The 25,748-nt window shown below is 46.4% G+C and carries 25 protein-coding genes; 14 read left to right on the top strand and 11 right to left on the bottom strand.

Features of this window, described 5'->3' with window-relative positions; genetic code table 11:
• Positions 1-9: 9 nt before the first annotated feature.
• The 3 genes from BLS03_RS05750 to BLS03_RS05740 form a co-directional block, all read right to left on the bottom strand.
• Entirely contained in the window at positions 10-1,668 is a 1,659-nt protein-coding gene (locus tag BLS03_RS05750; protein ID WP_093270693.1) for a 4Fe-4S dicluster domain-containing protein, read from the bottom strand.
• A gap of 206 nt (positions 1,669-1,874) precedes the next feature.
• Positions 1,875-2,351 (bottom strand): DUF3306 domain-containing protein, encoded by a 477-nt coding sequence (locus BLS03_RS05745; protein WP_176765533.1) that lies wholly within the window; start codon positions 2,349-2,351, stop codon positions 1,875-1,877.
• Entirely contained in the window at positions 2,341-2,796 is a 456-nt protein-coding gene (locus BLS03_RS05740; protein ID WP_093270688.1) for a DUF3305 domain-containing protein, read from the bottom strand. The genes BLS03_RS05745 and BLS03_RS05740 overlap by 11 nt, the downstream gene beginning before the upstream one ends.
• Positions 2,797-2,992: 196 nt before the next feature.
• Here BLS03_RS05740 and fdhD point away from each other — a divergent pair, with 196 nt between their 5' ends.
• Positions 2,993-3,832 (top strand): formate dehydrogenase accessory sulfurtransferase FdhD, encoded by an 840-nt coding sequence (gene fdhD, locus BLS03_RS05735; RefSeq protein WP_093270685.1) that lies wholly within the window; start codon positions 2,993-2,995, stop codon positions 3,830-3,832.
• Positions 3,833-3,849: 17 nt separating this feature from the next.
• Here fdhD and BLS03_RS05730 read toward each other — a convergent pair whose 3' ends face one another.
• Positions 3,850-5,454 (bottom strand): sensor histidine kinase, encoded by a 1,605-nt coding sequence (locus BLS03_RS05730; RefSeq protein WP_093270681.1) that lies wholly within the window; start codon positions 5,452-5,454, stop codon positions 3,850-3,852.
• The gene (locus tag BLS03_RS05725) at positions 5,444-6,874 is read right to left on the bottom strand and encodes a sigma-54-dependent transcriptional regulator (RefSeq protein ID WP_093270677.1); all 1,431 of its coding nucleotides are present in this window, start codon (positions 6,872-6,874) and stop codon (positions 5,444-5,446) included. The genes BLS03_RS05730 and BLS03_RS05725 overlap by 11 nt, the downstream gene beginning before the upstream one ends.
• Before the next feature lie 206 nt (positions 6,875-7,080).
• On the opposite strand from BLS03_RS05725, the gene BLS03_RS05720 reads away from it, so the two are divergent.
• From BLS03_RS05720 to BLS03_RS05695, 6 genes are all read left to right on the top strand, one after another.
• A complete protein-coding gene (locus BLS03_RS05720) occupies positions 7,081-7,893 on the top strand; it encodes an ABC transporter substrate-binding protein (RefSeq protein WP_093270674.1) in 813 nt (270 codons plus the stop codon).
• A gap of 2 nt (positions 7,894-7,895) precedes the next feature.
• Positions 7,896-8,594, top strand: a complete 699-nt coding sequence (locus BLS03_RS05715) for an ABC transporter permease (RefSeq protein WP_093270671.1) — start codon at positions 7,896-7,898, stop codon at positions 8,592-8,594.
• 99 nt (positions 8,595-8,693) lie between these two features.
• On the top strand, positions 8,694-9,410 hold the full coding sequence (locus tag BLS03_RS05710; protein WP_093270666.1) for an energy-coupling factor ABC transporter ATP-binding protein: 717 nt from the start codon (positions 8,694-8,696) through the stop codon (positions 9,408-9,410).
• A complete protein-coding gene (mobA, locus tag BLS03_RS05705) occupies positions 9,388-9,978 on the top strand; it encodes a molybdenum cofactor guanylyltransferase MobA (RefSeq protein ID WP_093270664.1) in 591 nt (196 codons plus the stop codon). The genes BLS03_RS05710 and mobA overlap by 23 nt, the downstream gene beginning before the upstream one ends.
• A complete protein-coding gene (locus tag BLS03_RS05700; RefSeq protein WP_093270661.1) occupies positions 9,971-11,734 on the top strand; it encodes a bifunctional molybdopterin-guanine dinucleotide biosynthesis adaptor protein MobB/molybdopterin molybdotransferase MoeA in 1,764 nt (587 codons plus the stop codon). Before mobA ends, BLS03_RS05700 begins: the two co-directional genes overlap by 8 nt.
• Before the next feature lie 49 nt (positions 11,735-11,783).
• The gene (locus BLS03_RS05695; protein WP_093270658.1) at positions 11,784-12,047 is read left to right on the top strand and encodes a DUF2960 domain-containing protein; all 264 of its coding nucleotides are present in this window, start codon (positions 11,784-11,786) and stop codon (positions 12,045-12,047) included.
• A gap of 87 nt (positions 12,048-12,134) precedes the next feature.
• On the opposite strand, the gene nagK is transcribed toward BLS03_RS05695, so the two are convergent.
• Both nagK and BLS03_RS05685 read right to left on the bottom strand, forming a co-directional pair.
• A complete protein-coding gene (gene nagK, locus BLS03_RS05690; RefSeq protein ID WP_093270655.1) occupies positions 12,135-13,052 on the bottom strand; it encodes an N-acetylglucosamine kinase in 918 nt (305 codons plus the stop codon).
• A 162-nt stretch (positions 13,053-13,214) separates the two neighbouring features.
• Positions 13,215-13,964 (bottom strand): tRNA-uridine aminocarboxypropyltransferase, encoded by a 750-nt coding sequence (locus tag BLS03_RS05685; protein WP_093270653.1) that lies wholly within the window; start codon positions 13,962-13,964, stop codon positions 13,215-13,217.
• 78 nt (positions 13,965-14,042) lie between these two features.
• Here BLS03_RS05685 and BLS03_RS05680 point away from each other — a divergent pair, with 78 nt between their 5' ends.
• On the top strand, positions 14,043-14,840 hold the full coding sequence (locus BLS03_RS05680) for a sterol desaturase family protein (RefSeq protein ID WP_093270651.1): 798 nt from the start codon (positions 14,043-14,045) through the stop codon (positions 14,838-14,840).
• Here BLS03_RS05680 and BLS03_RS05675 read toward each other — a convergent pair.
• Positions 14,833-16,860, bottom strand: coding sequence for a methyl-accepting chemotaxis protein (locus BLS03_RS05675; protein ID WP_093270648.1), 2,028 nt, complete (start codon positions 16,858-16,860; stop codon positions 14,833-14,835). The genes BLS03_RS05680 and BLS03_RS05675 overlap by 8 nt on opposite strands.
• A 66-nt stretch (positions 16,861-16,926) precedes the next feature.
• On the opposite strand from BLS03_RS05675, the gene BLS03_RS05670 reads away from it, so the two are divergent.
• The gene (locus BLS03_RS05670) at positions 16,927-17,472 is read left to right on the top strand and encodes an NlpC/P60 family protein (RefSeq protein WP_093270645.1); all 546 of its coding nucleotides are present in this window, start codon (positions 16,927-16,929) and stop codon (positions 17,470-17,472) included.
• On the opposite strand, the gene BLS03_RS05665 is transcribed toward BLS03_RS05670, so the two are convergent.
• Positions 17,469-17,813: a DUF3802 family protein gene (locus BLS03_RS05665; RefSeq protein ID WP_093270642.1), complete on the bottom strand. Its 345-nt coding sequence runs from the start codon at positions 17,811-17,813 to the stop codon at positions 17,469-17,471. The genes BLS03_RS05670 and BLS03_RS05665 overlap by 4 nt on opposite strands.
• Positions 17,814-18,135: 322 nt before the next feature.
• Here BLS03_RS05665 and BLS03_RS05660 point away from each other — a divergent pair, with 322 nt between their 5' ends.
• Both BLS03_RS05660 and BLS03_RS05655 read left to right on the top strand, forming a co-directional pair.
• Positions 18,136-19,002, top strand: a complete 867-nt coding sequence (locus tag BLS03_RS05660) for a fructosamine kinase family protein (RefSeq protein WP_093270639.1) — start codon at positions 18,136-18,138, stop codon at positions 19,000-19,002.
• Between the two features lie 105 nt (positions 19,003-19,107).
• A complete protein-coding gene (locus BLS03_RS05655; RefSeq protein WP_093270636.1) occupies positions 19,108-19,311 on the top strand; it encodes a CPXCG motif-containing cysteine-rich protein in 204 nt (67 codons plus the stop codon).
• Positions 19,312-19,316: 5 nt separating this feature from the next.
• Here the strand turns inward: BLS03_RS05655 and BLS03_RS05650 are convergent, their stop codons facing one another.
• The gene (locus tag BLS03_RS05650; protein ID WP_093270633.1) at positions 19,317-19,931 is read right to left on the bottom strand and encodes a riboflavin synthase subunit alpha; all 615 of its coding nucleotides are present in this window, start codon (positions 19,929-19,931) and stop codon (positions 19,317-19,319) included.
• A gap of 122 nt (positions 19,932-20,053) precedes the next feature.
• Here BLS03_RS05650 and BLS03_RS05645 point away from each other — a divergent pair, with 122 nt between their 5' ends.
• Positions 20,054-21,424 (top strand): MATE family efflux transporter, encoded by a 1,371-nt coding sequence (locus BLS03_RS05645; protein ID WP_143015598.1) that lies wholly within the window; start codon positions 20,054-20,056, stop codon positions 21,422-21,424.
• 81 nt (positions 21,425-21,505) lie between these two features.
• The gene (locus BLS03_RS05640; RefSeq protein WP_176765532.1) at positions 21,506-22,528 is read left to right on the top strand and encodes a DUF3080 family protein; all 1,023 of its coding nucleotides are present in this window, start codon (positions 21,506-21,508) and stop codon (positions 22,526-22,528) included.
• Here the strand turns inward: BLS03_RS05640 and BLS03_RS05635 are convergent.
• Positions 22,506-23,345 (bottom strand): DNA ligase, encoded by an 840-nt coding sequence (locus tag BLS03_RS05635; RefSeq protein ID WP_093270624.1) that lies wholly within the window; start codon positions 23,343-23,345, stop codon positions 22,506-22,508. The genes BLS03_RS05640 and BLS03_RS05635 overlap by 23 nt on opposite strands.
• A gap of 677 nt (positions 23,346-24,022) precedes the next feature.
• Here BLS03_RS05635 and BLS03_RS05630 point away from each other — a divergent pair.
• Positions 24,023-25,678, top strand: coding sequence for a pectate lyase family protein (locus BLS03_RS05630; RefSeq protein ID WP_093270621.1), 1,656 nt, complete (start codon positions 24,023-24,025; stop codon positions 25,676-25,678).
• The last annotated feature ends 70 nt before the right edge of the window (positions 25,679-25,748 follow it).

The raw sequence follows: 25,748 nt of genomic DNA, 5'->3' as shown, positions 1-25,748 counted from the left end.
ACAACATTCCTATATGTTGAGCTGCTTAAGTGGGTCGTGAGCCAGTGATTCGAACATGTCGATGACACGGCAGTCCTCACACATTGCGATACGATCAAGGGCAGCAGAATTAGAGAAATGAGAGTGACCACGTAACTTATCTTGCAGTTTGGTGATCATTGATTGAGGCGCAAATGGTTTATGGCAGCGTAAACAATGTGCTGCAGGCTCTTGATGAAGTATCACTGTACTTCGACGCTGTTGGTGGTCCCAGTTAAAACGAGGCTGACGCGACAACACTTGCTCTGGACATGCTTTAACGCACAACCCACATTGCACACAATCCTGCTCAATAAATTCTATTTTGGGTGATTGGCCGTCACTGTGGATCGCCCCGGTTGGACAGACAGCCACACAACTCATACAGGACGTACAATCGTCACTTGCGCATTCGATGTTGCCAAATGGCGCGTTTTCATGGAGTAAAAATTGTTTGTTGAGAGGTATATGACGCTCAGAAATCGCTTCAAGCGCTTGGAAAAGTCGCTCGCGTTTATTGCCCTCCAGCTCGCCTATCGGCACGCATAAAGGCTCATCAAAACCTGTCACACTAAAATCGCTATCGCGATAAACCAGTGATATGCGCCTTGAATTGATGTTGAGCTGCTCAAGGAGTGCATGGGCCATACACAGCTCTTGATTAAGCACTTTAAGCGCAGTGCTTGGCATGTTGCTATCCACTGAAATTAACACCTGATGCGCACCATTGGCTAAAGCGGCGAACCAAGTATCGATACCGACACTGGAGACTTCCTCAAGCTCAATCGGAATAAAATTGTCGTCAAGCTTTGATAAGGCTTTGACGGTTTGCTCTTCATCTTGTTGTGAGCAAAAGAAAACCACCGGGCTCTTGCCTTGGGCGTTTAGATAATTGCTAAGCGTACGCTCGATAAATTTTTGAGTACTGTGAGGATCAGGCAGCGCATAGTGAATCGCTTCCGTAGGACATGAGGTAGCACATGTACCAATCCCCTGGCATAGATAAGGATTGATGTCGATTTTGAAACCAGTTTGAGGTGAGCCTTGGCTTGATAACGCACCCGCGGGGCAAGCATCAACACAGCGTTCACATCCCGTTACTCCTCTTGAGCTATGAGCGCACAAATCGGTATCGAGGCGAAAATACTTAGGCTTGTCAAAAGTGCCAACTAAGGTAGGAATTTCCTCAAGCGCCTCTGCCAGTTTTGGCGTTCCCCGTCCGACTGGGTAATAGCCAGGAACCGCAACTTGTTGATCCATACAGCTGGTCAGACATAAATCCACAACGATATCGAAATGTGATGCCTGAATGGCAATTTGGGCGAGATTGTGTGATTGCGCTTGATGTTCAACCCAAACATTAAACTGACCAAGAAAACCTGAGATTTCAACACTGTCAGTGTAGTACATGCCCTCTACATCGCTTGGCTCACCGTCGGTAGACAGTAAAGTGACACTGGACATAACACCGCTGAGTTGGTGGTAAACACGCTGAACAATATCGCTTGGTCCAATGAGTAACGTTCTTCCTGAGCTTTCATAACTGACGGTAGGCGGAATAAGATTTCCGAGTTCAACCGTTTGAGTAACGGCTCGATTTCGAGCACGTCCGTTGATTGACGTTGATTGTTGTAAGAATTCTTTTAGCATCGCCCCTTCCTAGCACGAACCCATTTCGGATACATAAAGCAAACGGCGTACCAATATAACTTTTATCTATTTATCAATAAGTTAATCGTAATAATTTAAACTGGCATGTCTATGAACAATCAGTAGTGGACAAAAAGTCCCAAACTTTTCTGTAGTGCTGGGACATTTTGTCTAGGTAAAAACCGAATGCGACGATTTGTCGCTGTTTAAACGTTCTCTATATTGTCGTTGTCGCTAGGCAAAGAAGGCGGTTTATCAACAGAAACATCAGACGATGACGCTTTGTTTTCGTTTTCTACTGCAGAATCAGCGATGAGTTCATCTTCAGAAGGCTGACTCAACCATTGGCGAAGCTGTTTTCCCACTTCGGCGGAGAGACTTTTGGCCGATGAAAAATCATGGGCGTAGTCGTTGAGAGGATCGACATGGTGAAATTCACCACTCATAAACAATTTTCTTAACGCAAGTTTTTTAACTTCTTCGCTCGCTTGGGACGCTAAAAGTGATGCCAGGGAATCGCTTTTTTGCTCTTCGTCTTGGACTGGTTGTTGCGAATCGCTGTGCTCAAGCGCAATTTCTTCGCTTTGCACAGGTTCAACAGCCGTTTCTTGAAGCGGTGGTTGCTCATCTGTGCTGGCCTGCAATTTCTGCTCAGACCAGCGCTTAATAAATTTATTGCTCACTCGAACGACCTGCTCCGTCGCGCTTTTTGCTTTTCTTGGTTTCGATGAGCTCACCATGACGACCAATAAAAGCTTCAATCCATGCTTGAACAGCGAGCGGCATCGTGTTCGACAGCACTAAATAATCACCATCGAGGTATTGGCTGGCCACCGATTGTGAAGCCGTCAGCACCACAACCTCCGGGTGGTGTTCATCTGTTACATTATCAAGCACTAAGAACAACTTTGGCTGTTGTGAACTGAGATTGAATCGATAGTCAGTACGCTCATCACGATAAAGTTGTAGGCTAATGACCGGCCCAAACGTTTCTTTTGCGTGCAAATCAAATCCTTTGAGTTGCCACTGCACGGTGACCCAAATTCCTGTAGAGATTTCATGCTTGACCAGTTCGCAGCTTATCGGCCAGAGACATTCTGTTTTGATCATTTTAGTTGCATTCGACATTCATCACCTATTCTGTAGCTAAAATTACAACGAAGTTTTGCTTTTACACAAACAGAACGCCATATTAATTATTAACACTTTAGTTGACTTTTAAGTTAGTCAAATAAGCTTAATTTAAATTTTAGAGTTCATTCGATTTGTGATGAGACACAGATGAGAAATGAATCATTTTTGATACTGAGCAAAGGGAGCTGCTGTGGTTATTCCTCACTTAATTAAAACTCAAGCCAATCCATCCCCCACGGTTGAAATAGACGTTCTTGATGAATTCGGAGAGCGATTGACCAAGCACATTGCCTGTGAACGCCCATTGACGATTTTACTCAATTGGAAAGAAGTGGTGACTTTGATGACTTTGGGGTCTCAACCAGAGTCGTTGGTACTTGGCTATTTGAAGAATCAGGGGTTCATTTCCGACATTACCGATATCGAGTCATTAATCATTGATTGGCAAACCCAAAGCGCGGTGTTGGTCACGCGCGAAAACGTCGAACATATTGAAAGTGCAATGCAAAAGAAAACCGTCACCTCTGGGTGTGGACAAGGCACCATGTACGGTAATGTGATGGCTTCGCTTGAAGGTTACCAAGTACCACAAATTCATTATAAACAGTCGGATATATACAGGGCGCTTGAAGCGCTCTCTCACTACAACAAAACCTACAAGAAAGCAGGCGCGGTGCATGGCTGCGCGATTTGCCAAGCAGACCAAGTGTTATCGTTTGTTGAAGATGTTGGGCGCCACAACGCGGTGGATACCTTGGCTGGTGAGATGTGGCAGAACCAACAGTCAGGGCACGACAAAATTTTTTACACCACCGGACGTTTAACCTCGGAAATGGTCATCAAAGTCGCTCAGATGGGGATTCCGCTACTGTTATCGCGCTCTGGTGTCACTCAGATGGGGCTCGAACTGGCTGACAAGTTTGGCATCATCACGATCGCTCGAGCTAAAGGATTAAGATTTCAAGTTTATACTGGTGGAGAACGTATAGAATTTGATGTCAAAGGCGATGCCAGACCTAGCCCAAAATAAAAATGACTCGGTTAAGCCTAAGCTTTGACCAATAATCCCTGACAGGCTTTAGCGGGGAGATAGATAGAGAATTCGCTGCCGATGCCCAACTGGGACGAAACCTTTATCTCCCCGCCATTTTGACTAAGTAAACTTTGTGAAACCGAAAGCCCAAGCCCAGTACCGCTGCGTTTTGTGGTAAAAAACGGTGAAAATATTTTATTGATAAACTCGGGTTTAATACCGGCGCCTTGATCTTGAATGCGGATAATCGCACCGATATTGATAGCATCGACTCGCCAGTCCTCACTGATAATGGTCAGCACACCTTTGCCATCCATGGCATGAATCCCGTTCATCATTAGATTGACCAACACTTGCAGCAAGTGATGTCGATTAATTTCAACCGCTTCAGTGGCGTTAAATTGAGTGACAAACTGAACTTCGCGCTTCTTCGCCCCGGTTTTAACCAAAGTGATACTTTCATTAATGATTGGGGTTAAATGCTGCCAAGTAATTTGGTCTTGCAAGCCGCCTTGACGACTGTATTGCAATAGGCTGCGGGTAATATTACGAATTCGGTCAATCTGCAATAAAATCGCTTGGATCTCATCTTTCACGTCTTCACTGCGCGAGCCAAGAGCAAACTCAATCAATTCAACGTTGCCCAAAATGACCGCCGCCGGATTGTTAATTTCATGGGCAATACCCGCGGTTAGTTCACCGAGCGCAGCCAGCTTTTCATTGATGATCAACTTATCTCGAGTTTGATTGAGTAGTTCAATATGGGTTTCAAGCAGCTCGGTTTTATCCCTCAGACTTTCCGTTCGGCTTTGAACTTTGGCTTCAAGCTGCGAAGCCGCCAATTCAAGCTCTTGATTACGTTGATCCAGTAAATCGAGCATATGATCAAATTGTTTTGCCAGCAGCGCTAACTCATGTTCTTGGTCTAAATTCAATCGACCGATACGCACGTCTTTACCTAATTGCACCAATTTTACGACGCGGTGAATACGCTCGATTGGGCGAAATAAATTGCGTGCACTACGATAGATGAATGCGGCTAAAACAATGACCAATCCCAAAGCAAACAAGCTCAACTGTAATATCTCAATCAGGTCGATTTTAAGCTTTGGCCACAACGCTAAAGAAAGGGTTAGATATGGCGCGGCATAAGTTTGATTACTGCTCGATAGCGCAGCGCTAACCGACCAGCTTTGCGGGTCCCACACCTCACCTTGAAGATGAGGCTCCAGTATAGAAAAGCTCGATAATGACGTGTTATTTAAACTTGATTCGATGGTGTTTGGTGAAGCCAGTTTTGCAATCACCGGAGACACAAGCGAAGTTAAACGTATAGAAAACTCACTGTCTGGCGCCTGCGAAACTTCGCCTTCGAATTCGTCGATAAAGCGCTGTGCTAGAACGATCTTGTGCTCTAACGTCTGTTGAGTCATTTGCAGCGTGGTCGAGACTCGAACATACAGCATCGCCAAAATAACCGCCATTAGGGTTACAGCGAGCGGCGCGGCCGCAAGTATCAACAGCCGATAACGAACCATGGTCGTAAATCGATGCCGCCATTTAAACAACCCACCGTGAAGCTTGTGAAAAAAACGCAACTTCAATGGCTTAATTGTCATCGAACTCCGCCTCGCTTTGCCAATCTCGATATTTACGCTCTAAGGTTTTACGCGCGACGCCGAGATCTCGAGCGGCTGCGGATTTATTGCCATCATAGAGGTCAACCACCTGCTGAATATGCGCTTTTTCAACACGCTTTAGCGGCCAAGAATTTGGATAGCCGCAAGGAGGTTGATCATCACAAGGTTCGACTTGAGTCAAATCGCCGCCAGACGTTAGCACGTTATCCGACAGGTGCTCTGCCACTGGCGTGCCCAATAGTAAGCAGCGTTCAAGCAGATTTTTGAGCTCTCGAATATTACCCGGCCAATCATAATTGTTGAGCGCCTGCATGTCGTTGTGCGCCCACTTAGGCGCTTTTACCCCCAAATCTTTGGCCAGTTTGTGAGTAAAAAACGGCACCAGTTCAACTAGGTCTTGCTTACGCTCTCTAAGGGGAGCAATCTCAATGCTCAGCACATTAAGTCTGTAAAACAGATCCTCACGAAATCGCCCCGACTCCACTTCTTTTGCCAATTGGCGGTTGGTTGCCGCAACAATCCGAAGATCAACGCTCACCTCCTTCTCGCCGCCAACAGGACGTACCATTTTTTGCTCTAACACCCGTAGCAAAGATGATTGCATGGTCAGCGGCATTTCACCTATCTCATCAAGAAACAAGGTGCCACCGCTGGCAACGCGAAACAGCCCTTCTTTGCTGTTTTTAGCCCCAGTAAATGCCCCAGAAACATGACCAAACAGTTCGCTTTCTAGCAGTTCTGGCGCAATTGCTGCGCAGTTAATTGGCACAAACGCCCCGCTGCGACCACTGGCTTGATGAATACCGCGAGCGACCAACTCTTTTCCTGTCCCCGACTCGCCCTGAATTAATACCGCGGCTTTCGACGGTGCAAACTGGGCAATAAGCTGCTTGACCGCCAATGTTGCGGATGAATTGCCAATGATGTCTTTGGCGTAGTGGCGTTCAACTTGTTGCTCTAACGCGAATTGTTTTCTTTGTTCAAGCCGCGCCGTCATACAGCGCTCGACGGCTTTGAGCATCTGATTGAGAGAGAATGGCTTGAGAATAAAATCTGTCACGCCCAATTTTATCGCTGATATGGCGGTTTCAAGATCGGCATAGCCCGTCATCAGTATCACATCAGACTGTTTTTCATCAGCCGCAAACACTTCATGCCACTCGATGCCAGAGCGCCCAGGCAGATTGACATCCAGCAAGATCAAATCGTAATGATACTGACAACGCAGATTTTCTGCCTCTTCAACACTGCTGACGGTTTCAACTTTAGCGAACCACTGACTTAGCGCTTTACTCAGTACAGTTTGCAGCCCTTGTTCATCGTCCACCACCAATACCGAAAATGCGCCAAAAGGATGAGATTTTAAGGTCGGAAAATTGGGCTCAAGCGTAGAAAACATGGTTTTTCTCTTTGATTAAACAAGGAAATAAACAAATTCATCCACTTATTTATAGTACATCGTTCACAATGTGCGACATTTTGTCCTAACTTTAGAGCGAGAGTTCTACACTCATTAATATCTAGGCTAAATAACGTGCCGATTGAAATGGGCCAGAGCAGCCCAATCGAAGGCTTATCATTATCACGACTATGGATAGCAAACCCATGAAACGTCTTGGCTATAGCTTTGTTTTAACAACATTGATCTCATTCACCTCGCATGTTTGGGCTAATGAGCCCGAACATATTCGCCTTGCGACCACAACCAGTACTTACCATTCAGGTTTACTCAATTATCTGCTTCCTAAGTTTCAGCTAGACACCGGTTATCAAGTGGATGTTATTGCAGCGGGAACAGGTAAAGCACTCAAAATGGGTGAAAATGGCGACGTTGACTTAGTGATGACCCACGCTCCCAACGCAGAGGCAGAATTTGTCGCCAAAGGTTACGGCGTCACTCCAAAGGCGCTCATGTATAACGACTTTGTGTTAGTCGGCCCAAAATCTGACCCAGCTAATGCCCAAACTCAAGCGTCTGTAATCAAGGCACTAAGTCAAATCGCTCAGCAAGATGAAATATTTATCGCGCGCGGCGATGATTCAGGGACCGATAAAAAAGAGAAAGCACTGTGGGCGCAAAGTAACATAAAGCCCAACTTCGGCGGTTACCGCTCTGTCGGGCAAGGTATGGGGCCAACGCTCAATATGGCTTCTGAAATGCAAGGCTATACGCTCACCGACCGAGGTACTTGGCTGGCGTATCAAAATAAATTAGACCTTAAGATTGTCTTTGAAGGTGATCCGGTCTTGTTCAATCCATATCAAGTTATTTTGGTCAACCCAAGCCGCTATCCAACCATTAACGCGCAAGGTGCAAAAGCGTTTAGTGATTGGCTTGTAAATGAACGCGGCCAAGCCTTGATTAATGCGTTTCGTCTCAATGGCAAGCAACTATTTGTCGCGAATGCCAAAGGCTAACCATGAATTTGTGGCAAACCACACTTGATGCACTTGCTCTGCTGACCAGTTTGGATAAAACCTTATGGGGAATCGTACTGGTCTCTTTTCGTGTGTCGTTAAGCGCCATCGCACTGGTGCTACTTCCGGCAATGTTGCTGGCCTTTGTGCTCGCCTACACTCAGTTTTTTGGTAAATGGGTGCTGCTTGCGATCATCAACACCTTACAAGCGGTGCCTACGGTCGTGATTGGGCTGCTACTGTATATGTTGTTATCGCGCTCAGGCCCAATGGGAGATTGGCAGCTTCTGTTTACTCAACAGGCGATGATTATTGGCCAGATGCTGATAAGTTTTCCGCTGCTGGTGTCTTTAATGCATGGCGCGCTGCAGTCTGGTGACCGCCGTGCCATTGAGACCGCCATTACACTGGGTGTATCGCTGCCACGTATTGCCATGACCATGATTTGGGAGAACCGCTTTCCACTGTTTGCCGCTACGATCACTGCATTTTCTCGTATCGTAACCGAAGTCGGCTGTTCGATGATGGTTGGTGGCAACATCATGGGCATTACACGCAATATTCCCACCGCGATTGCAATGGAGAGCCACAAGGGCGCGTTTGCTCAGGGTGTGGCATTAGGCATGGTATTGCTGGCTCTTGCTTTGCTGCTTAATTTCATCCTCAGCAGCGCACGCGGAACAGGGATTCTGCGCAGTTAATTCAAATCGGTTACATTGCGAATTTTCGAAACTTAGTTTTTCTAAATCATAATAAAAACATACTGTTGAATTCAGTCAAAGTGAGGATTGAGTGTTATCATGACAACTCGCATTCGCGCGGATCAGCTTTCAATGCGCTTTAAACAACGCGGCTTATTTCACATTGACACCTTATCGATAGGTCCTGCTGAAGCGATTTATCTCAAAGGTGACAACGGCGTTGGAAAAACCACCTTATTGAAGATTTTATCTGGCCTAGTGAAACCAACAACGGGCACACTGAATTGGCCTAATTCGCGCTGGTTACAACGCTATTTCGGCGTTTGGGGATGTAAGCATGTGATTTATTTACATCAAACCCCGTACCTATTCGACACCAGCGTGTTTAACAATGTCGCCTACGGACTGCGCTTTCAATCGTTAGGACGCCAGCAAAAGCGGGCGAACGTCATTAAAGCGCTGCGCTTGGTCGGTTTGGAGACCATCGCCAATGAGCATATTTCGGTGTTGTCTGGAGGTGAAAAACAGCGCGTCGCCATGGCCAGAGCTTGGTTACTCAAACCGTCCGTATTGCTGATGGATGAACCGAGTGCGTCATTGGATGCCGATTCAATCCACGGCTTAGTCGCGATGGCAAAAGATTTGCTTGGCGCTGGCACCAGTTTGGTGATTACCAGCCATCATCATAATGCCCTAACCGCTTTATGCAGCAAGCAGTGGTGGCTCAAAGACGGTCAATTATTTGAAACACCCCTGCTGCATGTTATCGATGAGACACAACCAGAGAAAGATTATGCTTCAACCAACACAAACTAGTTGGGTTATTTTAGCCGGGGGTCGAGCGACGCGCATGGGCGGCACTGACAAAGGCCTGATTTTGCTAAACGGCAAGCCACTTGTTGATTATGTCTACCAACGGCTTCGCCCGCAAACCGAGCAGATATGGATCAACGCCAATCGAAATCATGAGTTTTACGCCCAATATGCGCCAGTCATTGCCGATTCTATTGCTGAATTTCCCGGGCCTCTTGGCGGTATTCACGCTGGACTAAACGCAGCGAACACCGACTGGGTGGGGTTTGTGCCTTGCGATTGCCCTCAAATAAACACCGATTTAGTCGCCAGATTTTGCCAAGCGGCCAATCAAGACAGTGAGATTCTGGTCGCTCACGATGGCGACCATCAGCAGCCGGTGTTTACCCTTTTTCACAAACGAGTGCTTGCTAGACTCAGCGATTTTCTGGCTCGCGGCGATCGTAAAATCGCACTGCTGTATCAAGAATGTCATACCCAATTTGTTGATTTTAGCGACTCGCCTGAATGTTTCGTGAATTTAAATACGCCTGACGAATTGGCTCAATTTGGAATACTTAACCATGATTGATTACCCCATTCCTGTCCTTGGGTTTGCCGCCTACTCCGGAACCGGCAAAACCACGTTACTTGAAGCGCTACTGCCAAAACTTACCCAAAGTGGGCTGCGCGTCGGCATGCTCAAACACGCGCATCACAATTTTGATGTCGATAAGCCGGGTAAAGACAGCTACCGCTTGAGAAAAGCCGGTGCCAGTCAGATGTTGATAGCGTCACGAAATCGTTTTGCTTTGATGACTGAAACGCCCGAGCAAGAGGCCGAGTTCAGCTATTTACTCAGTCGCTTTGATGCTCAGCACCTCGATTTAATTTTGGTCGAAGGGTGCAAAAATATCGCTTTCCCCAAAATAGAGCTGCATCGCCAAGCTGTCGGTAAGCCTTGGCTATACCCAAACGATGGCAACATCATCGCCATTGCCTCAGACTGCGACACCATTGAAAGCGCTTTACCACAGCTCAATATCAACGACCTTGACGCCATCTCCGGTTTTGTCACTGAGTTTGCGAATCAATCTACTAAGGCCTTGAATACACCAAGCTGTGATACGCTATCGCCAGCTTATCTATCAGTTGAACAAGGTCTCGAGGCTATTTTAGAGACCATTTCATCACCTTCACAAAGCGAAGAATGTCAGCTTCATGAGTTGGATCTGCGGGTACTCAAAGCCCCGATCGTTTCGCCAATTAATGTCCCCGCCCATAACAATTCGGCGATGGACGGCTATGCGATTCGTGGTGATGATCTGGGACGCGACCAATATAAAGTCGTTGGTGAAGTGCTTGCTGGACACGTTTTTGACCGCGCGCTCAATGCTGGCGAAGCGGTAAAAATCATGACAGGCGCTCCAACCCCCAAAAATGCGGATACCGTTATCATGCGCGAACAAAGCACTCAAAATGGTGACATTGTCACATTTAGTCAGCAAAATTTGCGCGCCGGTCAAAACGTACGCCTTGCCGGAGAAGACTTAAAAGTTCAGCAACGGGTGTTTGATACCGGTAAACGCCTCAGATCGCCGGAGATCGGAATGATCGCATCACTGGGTTTAACCCAATGCAGCGTCTTCCCTCGCCTACGTGTGGGTGTATTTTCTACAGGCGATGAAGTTCAAGCGCCCGGTCAGCCGCTTAAAGATGGGGCTATCTACGATTCAAATCGCTACGTATTAATCTCTCGCTTGCAGCGCATGGGCTGCTTAGTTGATGATTTGGGCATTCTTGAAGATAGTCACCCGTGCATGGTCAGCGCCCTTAGTGAGGCTGCAACCCAATGCGATATCATCATCACATCGGGCGGCGTGTCTGTTGGCGATGCGGATTTCGTCAAATCTGCGCTTGAGTCCCTAGGTGAAATTAACTTCTGGCGCATTAATATGCGCCCAGGGCGACCACTGGCCTTTGGTCATATTCAAGGTAAGCCATTTTTTGGCCTTCCCGGCAATCCGGTGGCGGTTATGGTGTCGTTTCTCACTTTCGTTGAGCCAGCCATCCGTAAGATGCAAGGCGAGTCTGATTGGCAACCGCTTAAAACCGTGGCCTTTGCGACCGAAGATCTGCGCTCTCGCCAGGGTCGAACCGAATTTTCACGCGGCTATTTTGAATTTTTGCCGGATGGACGTGTATCGGTACGTACAACGGGAGCTCAAGGCTCTGGTATGCTGCGTTCAATGAGTGAGGCAAACTGCCTTATCGAAATCGCACCGCACATTGACTGCGTTAAAGTCGGAGAATGCGTGACAATCATCCCGCTTCAAGGCAGAATCTAGGCCCCAAATTTAATGAGGTCAGAATAGGCCTGCTACGTGAGAGACAATCATGGCGCGAACCATCATTTATGAGTACCAAGGCGAAGAGAAAACTCTGACCTTTTCTTATCAAAAACATCACTCCATTCATGAAGCGGTCGCAGAAGCGGAAGGCATCGACATTGCGCAATACCTTAAAATGGAACAGCAGATTGAAGCGGTTTCCGATACCAAAGCGGTAAGGAACTATCGCGATAACCATTTCGCAAAATTGGGCTTTGGTAAAATCACGTTGAAACCTAAAGAAAATATCGGGATTGGCAAAAAGAAATAGCCAACGATGACGGCGCGTATATGCACAAAAGGCTCGCAAATTGCGAGCCTTTTACATGTTTAAACTTCTACGCGCTTAAACCAGATGTTATTGCTTGATATTCAAAAACGCCGCGCCGCGCACACCGCCGGAATCGCCGTGTTTGGCTTTAACGATCTGCGGCGTTTTAGCCACCGAAAGCAGGTATTTAGGTAGGCGTTTAGGCAACTCGTCATAAATTAACTCAAAGTTAGACAAACCGCCGCCAAGCACCACTACATGCGGGTCAATGCTCGTTAATAAGCCACCTAAACAAATCGCGAGCAGTTCCATAAACTTATCAACAAATTCGAGGGCACGGATCTCGCCATTGTGGTAGTCAGCAATGATGTCCAACGCTTTTTTAGGTTCTGAATAGTAATGGGCATAAAGCTGTTCAAAACCGCGGCCAGAAAGGTAATTATCCAAACAACCTTTTTTGTCACAACCACATTGAAACAGCGGCGCACTGCCACTATCACCCAATAAAAACCACGCATCAATCGGCAATCGTTGGTGACCAACTTCTCCAGCAACGTTGTTGCGCCCAGAAAACACTTCACCACCAACGACCAAACCACCGCCAAACCCAGTGCCAAGGATTAAGCCCAATACCGATGGCTCAGATTGCAATGAGTCATCCCACGCTTCTGACAACGCAAAGCAGTTGGCATCGTTTTCGACTTTGACAGGGCGTTGGATTTTCGCTTCCAAATCTTTACGTAGCGTTTTGCCTTTCGCAGCGGGCACATTGACTGTTAACACAGCGCCAGTGTCCGCATCCTCCATGCCTGGAAAACCGAGACCAACACTGCCTTTGGTGGCAAACTGCTGATCGTATTTTTCAACCAAATTGGCCAATGTGGACACCAGCAAATCATAGTCTTCGGTTGGCGTTGGCACGCGTTCTGTCGCAACACGTTCAAGCTGCTGGTTAAACGCGCCAAACTCAATTTTCGTTCCACCTACGTCAAAGCCGTAATACATGAAATCTCTCCTGCAAAAGCTAAGTTTCATTAATTTTAAAATTCCGAAAGTTGCCCGCATTATCCATACAGCTACGCCTACATACCGTGACCCAAAGCGTATTTATTCTTTACTTGGCGGCTAAATGAGCACCGAAAAGCACGTAATTTTCAATTGTTCGGCTCATTTCTCGTTTTTAACCGTCATTTCCACATGGTTTTGGTAACGTAAAATGGCTTGTTCGCGTAACTCAATATCAGTTTTTAATCGAGTTTTACTCAATAAATACGACTCTTTGAATACCTCAAACCACAAAGATAACGTTGTTGAAGCAAATTTATCTCCAAGGTCTTCGATTACAGCACAAGCCACTTCTGCTGTTGAAAGGTGGTTGTCCTTACTGGCTTTGCGCATCATATATTGTGATAGTCGCTGCGGCGTGATCGAGACCACTGGCAAACCTTGCAGATATTCTGAGCGGCGAAAGATTCGCTTGGCTTCACGCCAGCTGCCATCAATGAAAATCAGCAGCGGCGTCTTTTCACCAAATTGATGTTCACGCAGTTCGACCAAACGTGTTTTGTCATCCACATATTCATCTGGAAACACCACCATCGGCTGAAAGTTGGCGTCTTGTAGCAAGGTGAGCATTTGAGGATCCGGTTCGGTGCGATGCCACTTAAATACAAACGTTTGTTTCACCGTGTCTGCAATCAGGCGGCCGGTATTACTCGGTTTGAGAATTTCGTTATCAGACAGCAATAGCATTGCTGCAAACTCAGTCTCGATGTCTGGCTGCATGGCACAAATGCAATGCTTCTCAACCACTTGGCAATAGGAACATCGCCTGACTTTTGAGCCCCGTGCATTGAACGGTTTGGTGGCTTGCGCGAGTCGCTGTTGATACAAACGGTGAAATTGATGGATTCTCATAAATGCAGATAAAGAGTGGAATTCGTTGCGGATTGTACTTACAGTTTGTGCAGTTGCAAGTTATCTAAAGGTTTTACTGTGTTTGAACCAAGCCTTATTCGTGTTTTGATTTTCTGCTTTGTATTGTGCGCCTGCGCGGTTTGGGAAATCCAATCGCCGCGCAGAGTGCTTAGCCAGACGAAATCGCTGCGCTGGTTGAATAACCTTGGGTTGACGGGATTCAATAGCGTTATCCTGTCACTTGTGATGCCACTGCTTGCTATTGATGCGGCCCAATACGCCAATGCCCATCAACTCGGTTTGATGAACCTAGCCCAGCTTTCTCCTTGGCTGAATCTGGTTTTGAGTTTACTCATATTAGACTTCGCGATTTACCTGCAGCATGTTTTGTTCCACCGTGTTCCTTGGCTATGGCGACTGCATCGCATGCATCATAGCGATCAAGATATCGACGTGACAACCGGAGCGCGGTTTCATCCAGTGGAGATTCTGCTCTCCATGCTATTTAAAATCGCGTTAGTCCTATCACTCGGTGTCTCTGTTTACGGTGTTTTGATCTTTGAAATCGTGCTCAATGCGTGTGCGATGTTTAACCATAGTAATGCGCATTTACCACTTAGCGTTGACCATTGGCTAAGAAAAGTCGTCGTTACGCCGGACATGCACCGTATCCACCACTCCACCATCGCCCGCGAAACGCACTCGAATTTTGGCTTTTGCCTATCTTGCTGGGATCGCTGGTTTAACACCTATACGGCGATGCCGAGCCAAGGACATCAACAGATGCAAATCGGCTTACCGATTTTTCGTCAGCCACGTGAGCAATGGCTAGATCGCATGCTCACGCAGCCGTTTCGCAACGGAAAAATCAATTAAGTTGATATTGTTGCAGCATGTTTTGCTGACGACCTGCTATGTCAGCGACTTGCTGTGAACTTTCAACCATGGCATCAAGCTGTAATTTGGTATCGTCACTTTGCTGTGAAATATACGAGATCGACTGATTGACCTCCGCAGTGGCGCGTTGTTGTTGCTCGGTTGCCACTGTAATCTGTTCGACCCGGGCGCGAATTTGCTCAACGGAGGTTTGAATTTGTTCAAACGTGATTTTCATATGCTCGCCGGAATCAAGCGCTTGGCCCATTTCCTGCCTCGATGTTTGCACCGCAAGACGCGATTTCTGCGCTGAGTTCACAAGCTCATCCATGCTATGACGAATACTATTGGTTTGCTCTGACGTGCCCTGGGCCAGTTTTCTTACTTCATCGGCGACAACCGCAAATCCCCGCCCTTGTTCTCCGGCTCTGGCCGCTTCGATGGCGGCGTTAAGCGCAAGCAGATTGGTACTTTCGGCAATACCTGCAATCATCTCGACCATACCGCTAATTTGCTGCACGCGCTCATCAAGCTCCTTCATCGCCACATCATTGATGTCCATACTTTGTTCTAGGGATTGTAAACGCTGGCGATTATCACCAAGCGCGATAACGCCCGACTGCGCGTGTTGAACTGCTTGTTGGGTCTCTTGATTACAATCAAGGGTGACGTTGGCAATTTCGCGAATCGACGCTTCAAGTTCTGTCACCGTTGAAACCATACTGGTTAAGGATTCATTTTGGGTATTCAGCGCATAATTTGAACGCTCTGCCGCGCCGTGACTAAGCTCTGCGGTTTGATACAAGATTTCGCAGTTCTCAGTTACTGTCATCAAAGAATCACGAATCGTTGCACAGACCTCATCTAACTGGCGGCGGATTTGCTGAAGCTCTCGCGGCCCAACGGGCTTCGCCTGATGGGTAAAATCGTTGTCGACTAAACGCGTCAAGTACACACTGATGGCATCGATACCCGCCCCAATCCAGCGACGCAGAAACAACCAAGATATGATAATCAACAGCGCCAACGATGCCCCTGCAACCATCAATACTGTGGTAATGGTCGTCATCGACTGCTCGACCACGTGTTGACTCCCTGAAATCAATTGATTGGCGGTATTAGAAATCTCATTTAATGTCGCAATGGTTGCATTGGCGGCGCTAATCGCACGTGTAACAGACGCCTTTTGCTGACTGGCGCGTTCAAGCTTGTCCATTATCTGCTTTAAGACGCCGTTTTCAGAAAATCCCGACATTACCATCTGGTAAGGAGCCGTTAAGCTTGCAAAATCTTTAACGTCTGGGTGCAACTCAGCAAAATCCGCATAAGCCAAATTAATGCCAGCGATGCGCGTACGCATCTCTTTAAACAGTTGCTGTGCTTGGTGCTGGTCTTTTTGCATCAACATCATTAAGAAAGTGCCTTCCATCGAACTGGCACTGGCAGAAAAGCGGTTAGCGGCATCGATTGATTCAGGGTCATCATTGGACAGAAACGAACTGATTCGGCTCATTTCTGGCCCTATCGAGCTTAATCCATAGCGAAATTCTTGAACTTGGTCATCGATGTGGGCCTGCATACTCAGCAGCGCTTGCTGATCATCGAGAATTGACTGAGTGAGTTTAAACAGCGTTTCGATATTTTGTTGTAATGCTTGGCTTTGTTCAGGGCTCACTGAACCTTGGAAATTGGCCGACGTGGCTAACACTTGATGACTCAGTTCTGTAACTTGCTGTGAGAGGCTGGTAATACTTTGTGAAATCGGCGCCAACTCTTGCTCAGAGCTCGCTTGGGTACCGTAACTTAGCTGTTTGATCTGCTCTAATACCGTTTGAGTTAACGTGGCATTGGTCAAAGCAAGAGGCAACGCTTGTTGTGATAGAAGCGAAAATTGATTTTCGATGCGACCGACACTTCTCACACTGGTTACAGACAGTAATGCAACAAGTATGGTAATAGTTATAAACAACGCACTGATGGTCTGTAACAGTGAGAAGTTTTGTTTGTTTTTTAAACGCATGACAACCTGAACAACTCAATCCATAGTTTAGATGCCGTCAGTTTATGGCGAAAACATTTCAGTTATATGTCAATAAAACAATCATTAAACATAACACGCCACAGCGCTTTAGCGTTGGTCACGCTGGCAATATCTACCGTACTTGCTGGGTGTTCGAGTGCACCTAGCGCTCCCGAGCAGGCGCAATTTGAGCCGCAATCGGTGAACCACACTCATCAAGTTACGGTCAATGAACGTCAGCAGGTTCTGAGTTCTTTTTTGCAGGTATTTCATCGTTGGGAAGGCGCGCCTTACCAGTTTGGCGGCACATCAAAGAATGGGATTGATTGCTCTGCATTTGTCCAAATTGCATTTCGCGATGCTGCGCAAACTCAGTTGCCTCGCACCACTTACTATCAAGTACAAGTCGGTGAACAACTTGACTACCGTAACGCTGAACCTGGCGACTTAGTCTTCTTCAGACCAAGCAGCAATTCGCGTCATGTTGGTGTCTATCTGGGGAATAAGCAATTTATGCACGCCTCGCAATCTAAAGGCGTGATCATTTCTCGTTTGGATAACCCGTACTGGGCGTCGACGTTTTGGCAGTTCCGCCGCGTGCTCAACCCTTAATCGTAGGTTGCGACTGCCGAGTCAAACAAGTTCTTAACCAGTGCGATGTATTCGTCTAAAAACAGAATTTGACCGTTAGTCGCAGGCTTCGCCCAAACACCGGCCAACACTTCGCCAAGATCTTCTACCACCATATCGGCTTCTTTCAATAGTTGAAAACGTACGCTTGAGTGTAACTCTGGGTTTTGCTCAAAGATCGCCATAATGTTGCTGGCAACCATATCTGTCACCACGTCTTCGACACTTTCTTTACCAATGTCACCATTGTCAGACGCGAACACGTCTAAGTTAAAAGCTAAGTGTTCGATTAACGCCAGATAACCGTCGGTCTCTACAACCACATCGTTTCTCCATCTATTGATAAGGCAGTTTGTAATCCTTACCTAATACTAAGCGATTAAAAATAATTTTCATAACATTCGATGATTTCGTCGTGATATTTTCTACATTGACCTCAATTCCACCCTTGCGACTTATAAATGAGTGATGACTTATAGGCTTATAATCGCCACTTTTTACCACTTTCCACTCGGCTTTGGTCACAAATTGTACATTTTCATTTCCACTTGGCTACGATAGGAAGGAAAATGACACAGTGGCAAAGTTTTATTTACAAGTTATTCTAAACTCTAACCCAAGAAGATCTTCTTCATAGGAGTGATTATGTGGCAAGCCATTTCGCAGCAACTTTCTGATACCCTGATGTTTGATTTTCAAATCGTTGAAAAACAGAAAATTCACGGCGGCGACATCAGTGAATGTTACATGATCAGCGATAACACTCAGCGCTATTTTATCAAGCTCAATCGTGTCGAATGTTTACACAACTTTGAGGCAGAAGCCGAAAATATCGCCCTATTGCGCCAAACCTCAAGCGTCTTTGTTCCTGAGCTAGTCATGCTCGGAAAAACCAAAGAGCATGCGTTTCTGGTGCTCAATTATTTGCCCACTAAACCACTTGATGATGCCGCCAACAGCTATAAGTTTGGACAACAACTCGCCAAACTCCACAACTGGGGTGAACAGAAAGAGTATGGCTTAGATATTGATAACTACTTAGGGGAAATGTTGCAGCCCAACAAATGGGAGAAAAAATGGTCGCACTTTTTCGCCGAGCAGCGCATTGGTTGGCAACTGCAATTGATGCGCGAAAAAGGAATAGAACTTGTTGATATCACCGAGTTTACTCAAGTAATTCGTGAGTTACTTAATGGACACCAGCCCAAACCTTCGCTGCTGCATGGTGATCTATGGCATGGAAATACCGCCATTAGCGCCTTCGGCCCGCTGTGTTTCGACCCCGCTTGCTACTGGGGCGATCGAGAATGTGACCTGGCTTTAACCGAGCTGTTTGGCGGTTTTCAAGCGGAATTTTACCAAGGTTACGAGAGTATTTCCCCGCTTTCCTATAGCTATCCGCAGCGCAAAACCATCTACAACCTGTACCATATTCTCAACCACTACAATCATTTTGGCGGCCATTATTTAGATCAAGCCCAGAAAATGATTGATGAAGTCATGAGCTATTGAGTTAGAGCGTTCGCCTCAAAATACCCCTAATACTGGGTGTAAATTACAGGCGCAATTTCGCTTCCTTGTATAAACTTTTATAAATTATACAAAGAGGCAGCAACAATGAAAGAGTTCAGTGAAAAGTCGGTAACCTGCCCGCACTGTGGGCACATGATTCGAGTGTCGCTCGATTGCTCCAACGGCAGTCAAGATTTCTATGATGACTGCCCGGCGTGTTGTCACCCGATACATTTTAATATGGTGGTGGATGAGCTCAATGACAGCATTGAGCTCAGTATTGACGCCGATGACGAGCAGATTTTCTAAGTCGTCTAGCTTTGCGTTTGCTGCGCCAAAACGCGTTCTACCGTATTGACGATAGCTTGAGTTTGCGGATCAAATTCAACATTAACCGCTGCCCCAACCGCTTTACGACCAAATAATGTTCTGTTCATGGTCTCTGGAATCAGATGAACACAGAAACGCTGGCCGTTGGTGTCACCTATGGTTAACGAACATCCATCCAAACCTATGTAGCCTTTATCCAACACATACTTCATATCTGGCGTATCCAGTTCAAACCACACGGTTCGATTATTCGGAGTATCGATTATCTCAACGATGTTCGCCGTGACGCTGATATGGCCTGACATGCTGTGACCACCAATCTCGTCGCCAAACTTGGCGGCACGCTCAATATTCACCCAATCCCCCAGCGTTAATTCACCCAAGTTTGTGGTGTTCAAGGTTGCCTGCATAAGGTCAAAACTGACCTGATCTGCATCGATTTTAGTGACGGTTAAACAGCAGCCGTTGTGCGCAACTGAGGCGCCAATTTCAAGGCCAGCACGCATTTCAGATGTCAGCTTAAGTGTATGAGTTTGGAAAGATTGTTTTTTGTCGATGGCAACGACTTGCGCCATGCCGAGAACGATTCCGGTAAACACAGTGAGATTCTCCAAATTTTACGTAGAGCTTGGGGGGATATTTCTTTATTATGCTCGTCAATGGTAACAGAGATTACCTGCCGCGTCGCCAATCCGACGGCGCGTTATTTCGGAGTGTATCAGTGCAGCTTTATAAACAAGAAACCACCACCCTAGTGCAACTCGCGACACCAGTGCTCATCGCCTCGGTTGCGCAAACCAGCATGGGGTTTGTTGATACCATCATGGCCGGCGGCGTTAGTGCCACGGATATGGCGGCGGTATCCATCGCAAGTAGCGTGTGGTTTCCCACCATTTTGTTCGGCATGGGGCTTTTAATGGCTTTGGTGCCTATTATTGCTCAGCTTAACGGCTCCGGCCGTCAAAACCGCATCTCATTTGAAGTTCAACAAGGGATTTGGCTCAGCGCTTTGGTCGCCATACCGACCCTTGCTGTGCTGTTTCAAACCAATACCATTTTACGCTGGATGGATGTCGAGCCTGTGATGGCGCACAAAACCATCGGCTACATTCATACCATGATGTACGCCGTCCCGGCGTTTTTGCTGTTTCAAACCTTTCGCAGTTTTACCGACGGTATGTCCCTCACGAAACCAGCAATGATCATTGGTTTTATCGGATTACTGCTCAATATTCCGCTCAACTGGATTTTTGTTTACGGCAAATTCGGCGCCCCAGCGTTAGGCGGCGTGGGTTGTGGCGTTGCGACCATGATTGTATATTGGGCAATGTTTTTGATGCTGCTGTTTTACATTCTCACCTCTAAACGCATTGCGCACATAGAGATGTTTCGCCATTTTCATAAGCCAGAACTCAAAGCGTTAGCTCGACTATTCAAACTTGGTTTTCCGGTCGCCGCCGCACTGTTCTTTGAAGTTACCTTGTTTGCGGTGATAGCCATGATGATTGCGCCGCTTGGGCCTACCACGGTCGCCGCACACCAAATCGCCATTAACTTCTCATCATTGATATTTATGCTGCCAATGAGTATTGGCGCCGCGGTGAGTATTCGAGTTGGGCACCGCTTGGGAGAAAACAACACCCACGGTGCAATGATATCGTGTCGCGTCGCACTGTTTTTAGGCGTTAGCACTGCAGTGATTACCGCTCTTATCACCGCATTGCTGCGTGAGCCTGTGGCGCTGATTTACACCGATAACCGTCAAGTGATTGAGCTTGCGACCCAGTTGCTGTTGCTCTCGGCAGTTTATCAGCTAACTGATGCCGTTCAAGTTATCGCCGCTGGCGCGCTGCGCGGATACAAAGATATGGCGGCAATCTTCTCGCGTACGTTCGTTGCATACTGGCTCCTTGGCGTACCTTGCGGCTATATTCTGGCAATGACCAACTGGGTTGTTGAACCCATGGGCGCGGTGGGCTTTTGGATTGGGATCATCGTCGGTTTATCCTCGGCAGCGCTGTTCTTAGGGTTACGTCTACGTTGGATGCACACCCAAAGCCACGAGACACTGCTCACTTTCGCCTCTCGCTAACCTAAGCTAAAAAGACCAGCCATCCGCTGGTCTTTTCGATTATATTGACGAACTCAAGCCAAAACCGTGCGAGGCTTCATTGTGAGAAAACTGGCCACACTGATTTTATCTCTGCTTATCAGCGGCTGTTTAGGCCAAAGTGCACAGATAGAAGACGACTTTGCGACTTACCTTAGCCGTATCGCCAATGTCCAGGGCATTGAGCCGCTTGCGACTCCCACAACCCGCTATACACGTCTGCCAGCGGTTCGTGATATCAAGTTCGCGCTCAGCACCACCTCGCTCGGTTTGCTTGACAGCTACCAACTTAGGCATTGCCAACTGTTCCAATTAATTGCGGAGAAAAATTCGATTCTTGGTAAAGTCCAAGATGAGTTTCGTGACTACGATTATCAGCGCCAATTGATTATTGGTCTTGGCCGCTGTATCGAAAATCCTGCCATTAGCGCTACGCTTAAATCCCAACTGGCCGAGATTCAAGCCATTAAATTCAAACAGCTTCCTCACCGGCTCAGTAATGTCATGTTCACCAGCCAAGCAATGCGCACACAACTTGAAGCCCATGATTGGTTAACTGAGGCAGATTTTAGCCACTCAAGCCAAGTCATTCATGCATTTGCCACCCTTAAGCAAAGTCATCTAACCACGCTGAAATCTGCCACACTCAGTGCAGCGCCGATACACATCACGCCCGTTCAACAAACATTAGAAGCGATGCCGATGACTGGCAAACTCGACTATTCCCTGAGTAACGCCAGCGCTTGGCTTAATGTGCTTAATGATCAGCTCGAGCAATATGATGCTCGCATCATGTGCGGCGCGAATCGCAATAATACTCAGCTTAATTATCTCACCAACGTGTTTAGCAAGTTTTACCTTGCAAAACTTCAGCCTTACCTCGCACGTCTAAATGGTCTCTATTTTCAATATCAGCCCGTGCTAACGCTACTCAACCAAACGCATCCCAGTTATCGCTATCCACTTGAGCAGCACTACCAACAGTTCAAAGTGCAAACTCAGCGTCATGTGAAGTATTGGCAACAGCTGTTTAAGCGCTGCCGCGTTAACTTAGGGGGTAAACTCAATCTTTCCGCTGACGGATAAAACGGGCAAATTTGGGAATACCATTTTGAGTGTATCCATTGAAGCGAAACGTAATTTGCTGACCAATCGGTGGCGGCGTCTTACGTTGCTCATCACTAAAACCGCCGCCGAGATAAAATTGTTGTCCAGATGGTAGTTGCACTAGAAGTGCCCCCATCATCCCTAACAACTTTCCTTTGCCAGGTTTGTAGCCAATCACGGTGGCTTCGCCGTCTTGATACTTTTTCAGTTTGACCAAATCAGAAGAGCGACCTGATTGATAAAGGCTATCGATACGCTTAAGCATCACACCTTCACCACCCTGCTCCACAATTGCGTCTAACTTGGCCATCAAGGCAGTTTCGCTATCAATTTTATGTTGCTCAATTAATTCGATATGGGAGCCTTTTAAAGGTTGTACCCACTTAGACAATCGTAAGTAACGATGCGCGTACGACTCACTATCGGTCGGCAAATCAAACAACACAAAACGCATTTTTTGCCATGCGTTTTCGACCGGCGTTTGATCCAATACGGTTTGTTGCACAAGATGAAAGTTGCCTCGACCTGCCCACAACTCACCTTCGACCGCATAAGACGGTAGCGGACGCGTAAACCACGCCGGAACCTTGAGTTCTCGGCCGCCTCGCGTTCTCAACGAACTGCCATCCCAAATAGCTCGAATACCATCAAGCTTTTCGCTGACCCAATACTCGCTTAAGTTGAGGTCAGCATGATAGACAGTTGCGGTCATAACAGATAATGGTGGCAATTGAGCATGAACAGTATGAATTGGACTCGATAACAGACATGCTATCGCGATGGGAGTTAGACGCATCAAAGTGGCTCCAAGATTAGGTGATGCGATCAGTGTGAAAGTGAAACAAACAGATTCAAGGAAGCAACGTTGAACTCACGATGTTGCGAATATAAGTTAATTGTTTATTGAATTATCAATTACACAATCTCACCCTTTTTACGTTCATTTTGCCTGCTTCTTTGTAACCACAGAGTGAACTTAAATAAGTGTGCTAACGCCGTTTCTTTCAGAAAAACAGGGAGAACAGATGTGTCCACCAACTGACAAATACCATTCAAACGATCGAGTTGTCACTATTTAAGCGTCCAAAAAGATTTACTATAAAAAATAATTAATAAACTTAAGTTGTATTTTAAACGCAAATTGCGGCTGTTTATCAGTGTGATGGACCTCACTCCTATTCTTGAATCAATATCACGATTTTAAGTTTTATAAATATCATCTTTTTTTACAAAGCCTTTTATTTTCTCACTTGGTACCAATTTAACCTTTCATTAATAATATCATCTAGATCACAATTATTTATTTCACGCTAATAATAAAAAAGAATTAGTGCTTAGATCAATTTGTCATAGCCTGTGATAAATAATATATATTGTTAGTTTTATTAGATCAAAACCACAGTTTGTAATTAGATTAATTATTAATATGAAATTGTGTTTCATTTTGAGATAACAATAAAAGGCTAATGAAAAATGAAGAAGACTTACCTCTCCCTTTTGCTGCCATTAATTCTTGCTGGATGTACGTTGGAAGACGATACAACCGACACTGGAGATGATGCGACAACCGTCGAAGATACCACCAGCGTCATTACCAGTGCTGATGGTTGGGCTGCAGTCGATGGCAGTGTCACTGGCGGTGCTGATGCCGATGAAGATCACATCTATACCGTCACCTCACGTAGCGAGCTTATTGAAGCGCTTTATGGCGATGCAGATGCGTCGCTAAACGACACGCCGAGCGATGAGGCAAAAATCATCTATATCAATGGCAGTATCGACCTAACCGCTGATGATGAAGGCAACTCTCGTGACGAAGAAAGCTTTATGGCCGAGTGTAGTGAATACATCGGCGATAACTACACCGACTACGAGACCTTCTACACCGCGTATGAGGCAGAGTACGATCCAAATGTTTGGAATAATCAATCGCTTGTCGATGGCGATCCACCAGAGTTGACCGGTGAACTGGAAGAAGCGCGTAGCTGTTACCAACAAGCACAAGCGGCATATATCAAGTTCCGCGTCGGCTCAAATACATCGATCATTGGTATTGGCGATAGCGCTGAAATCAAATACGGTAATTTAGTGTTGGGTAAATCCTCTACCACCAGCCCCGAGGCGGTTTCAAATATTATTATTCGCAACGTCACCTTTACCGATGCGTTTGATATGTTCCCAGCTTGGGATCCGGGTGATTCATTTAGCATTTCGTCTTCTGAAGTAGGTACAGGTAACTGTAGCGAAGAATATGAAAGCGACACCGTAAACCCTAACGGTTGTGAAACAATCAAGGGCGGGCGCTGGAACTCAGAGTACGATTTAATCAGCGTCGACAACGCCACAGCAGTATGGATTGACCATAACGAATTTAGCGACGGCGAACGCACTGATGACAACTACCCGCCCGTATTTGACGAACCATACAACGCCAAAGAGCAAAAAGTTCAGCACCATGATGGCTTAGTCGATATCACCAACTCAGCAACCAAAGTCACCTTGTCGTACAACAAATTTGAAAACCACGACAAAACCAACCTGCTTGGTGGCAGCGATACTGCGAAACCAGACATCGACTATGGGCCAGGTGCGATTGATGTCACCTTCCATAACAACTACTGGAGCAATACTGGACAGCGCTTGCCACGAGTACGTTTTGGTCGTGTGCACTTATACAACAACTACTACGACCTGAATACCAGCAGTGATGTGTCTCCTTATTACCCAATGGGCGATGCAATTATTTTAGGTACGGCATCGAAAATTTTTGCTGAGAATAACGTGTTTGAAATTAATTCCAGTTCAGACGCTTCGAGCAAAATCATTGGTTATAGCTCAAAAGAGTCAAATAAAACCAAATGTGTCTCTAAAGGTTATAACGAAGATGAATGCGGTACCTATTTCTACGCCAGTGGAAATACATTGGACGGTGACAGTATTGATTTAAATACGATTGCCAGCACCAATTCGACATCATCAAGCAGTTCCACCGAGCTGACGATTATCGACCCAGACTCCGGTGATGCATTCTGGACACCGCAGGCAAGTTATGACTATGAGCTGCAATCCGTTGATACGGTTAAGCAGCACGTTATTAATAATGCAGGCGTTGGTAAAATCGAAGAGTAATTAAGTTTTACATTCATCAAAGGGCTTATATTTTATATAAGCCCTTTTTTATTTAAATGGAGGAATATAT

Origin of the sequence: Vibrio xiamenensis (assembly GCF_900100015.1) — a bacterium.
GTDB lineage: Bacteria > Pseudomonadota > Gammaproteobacteria > Enterobacterales > Vibrionaceae > Vibrio > Vibrio xiamenensis.
Note: the sequence above shows the minus strand (reverse complement) of the source record. Positions and strands in the feature narration are given on the sequence as shown.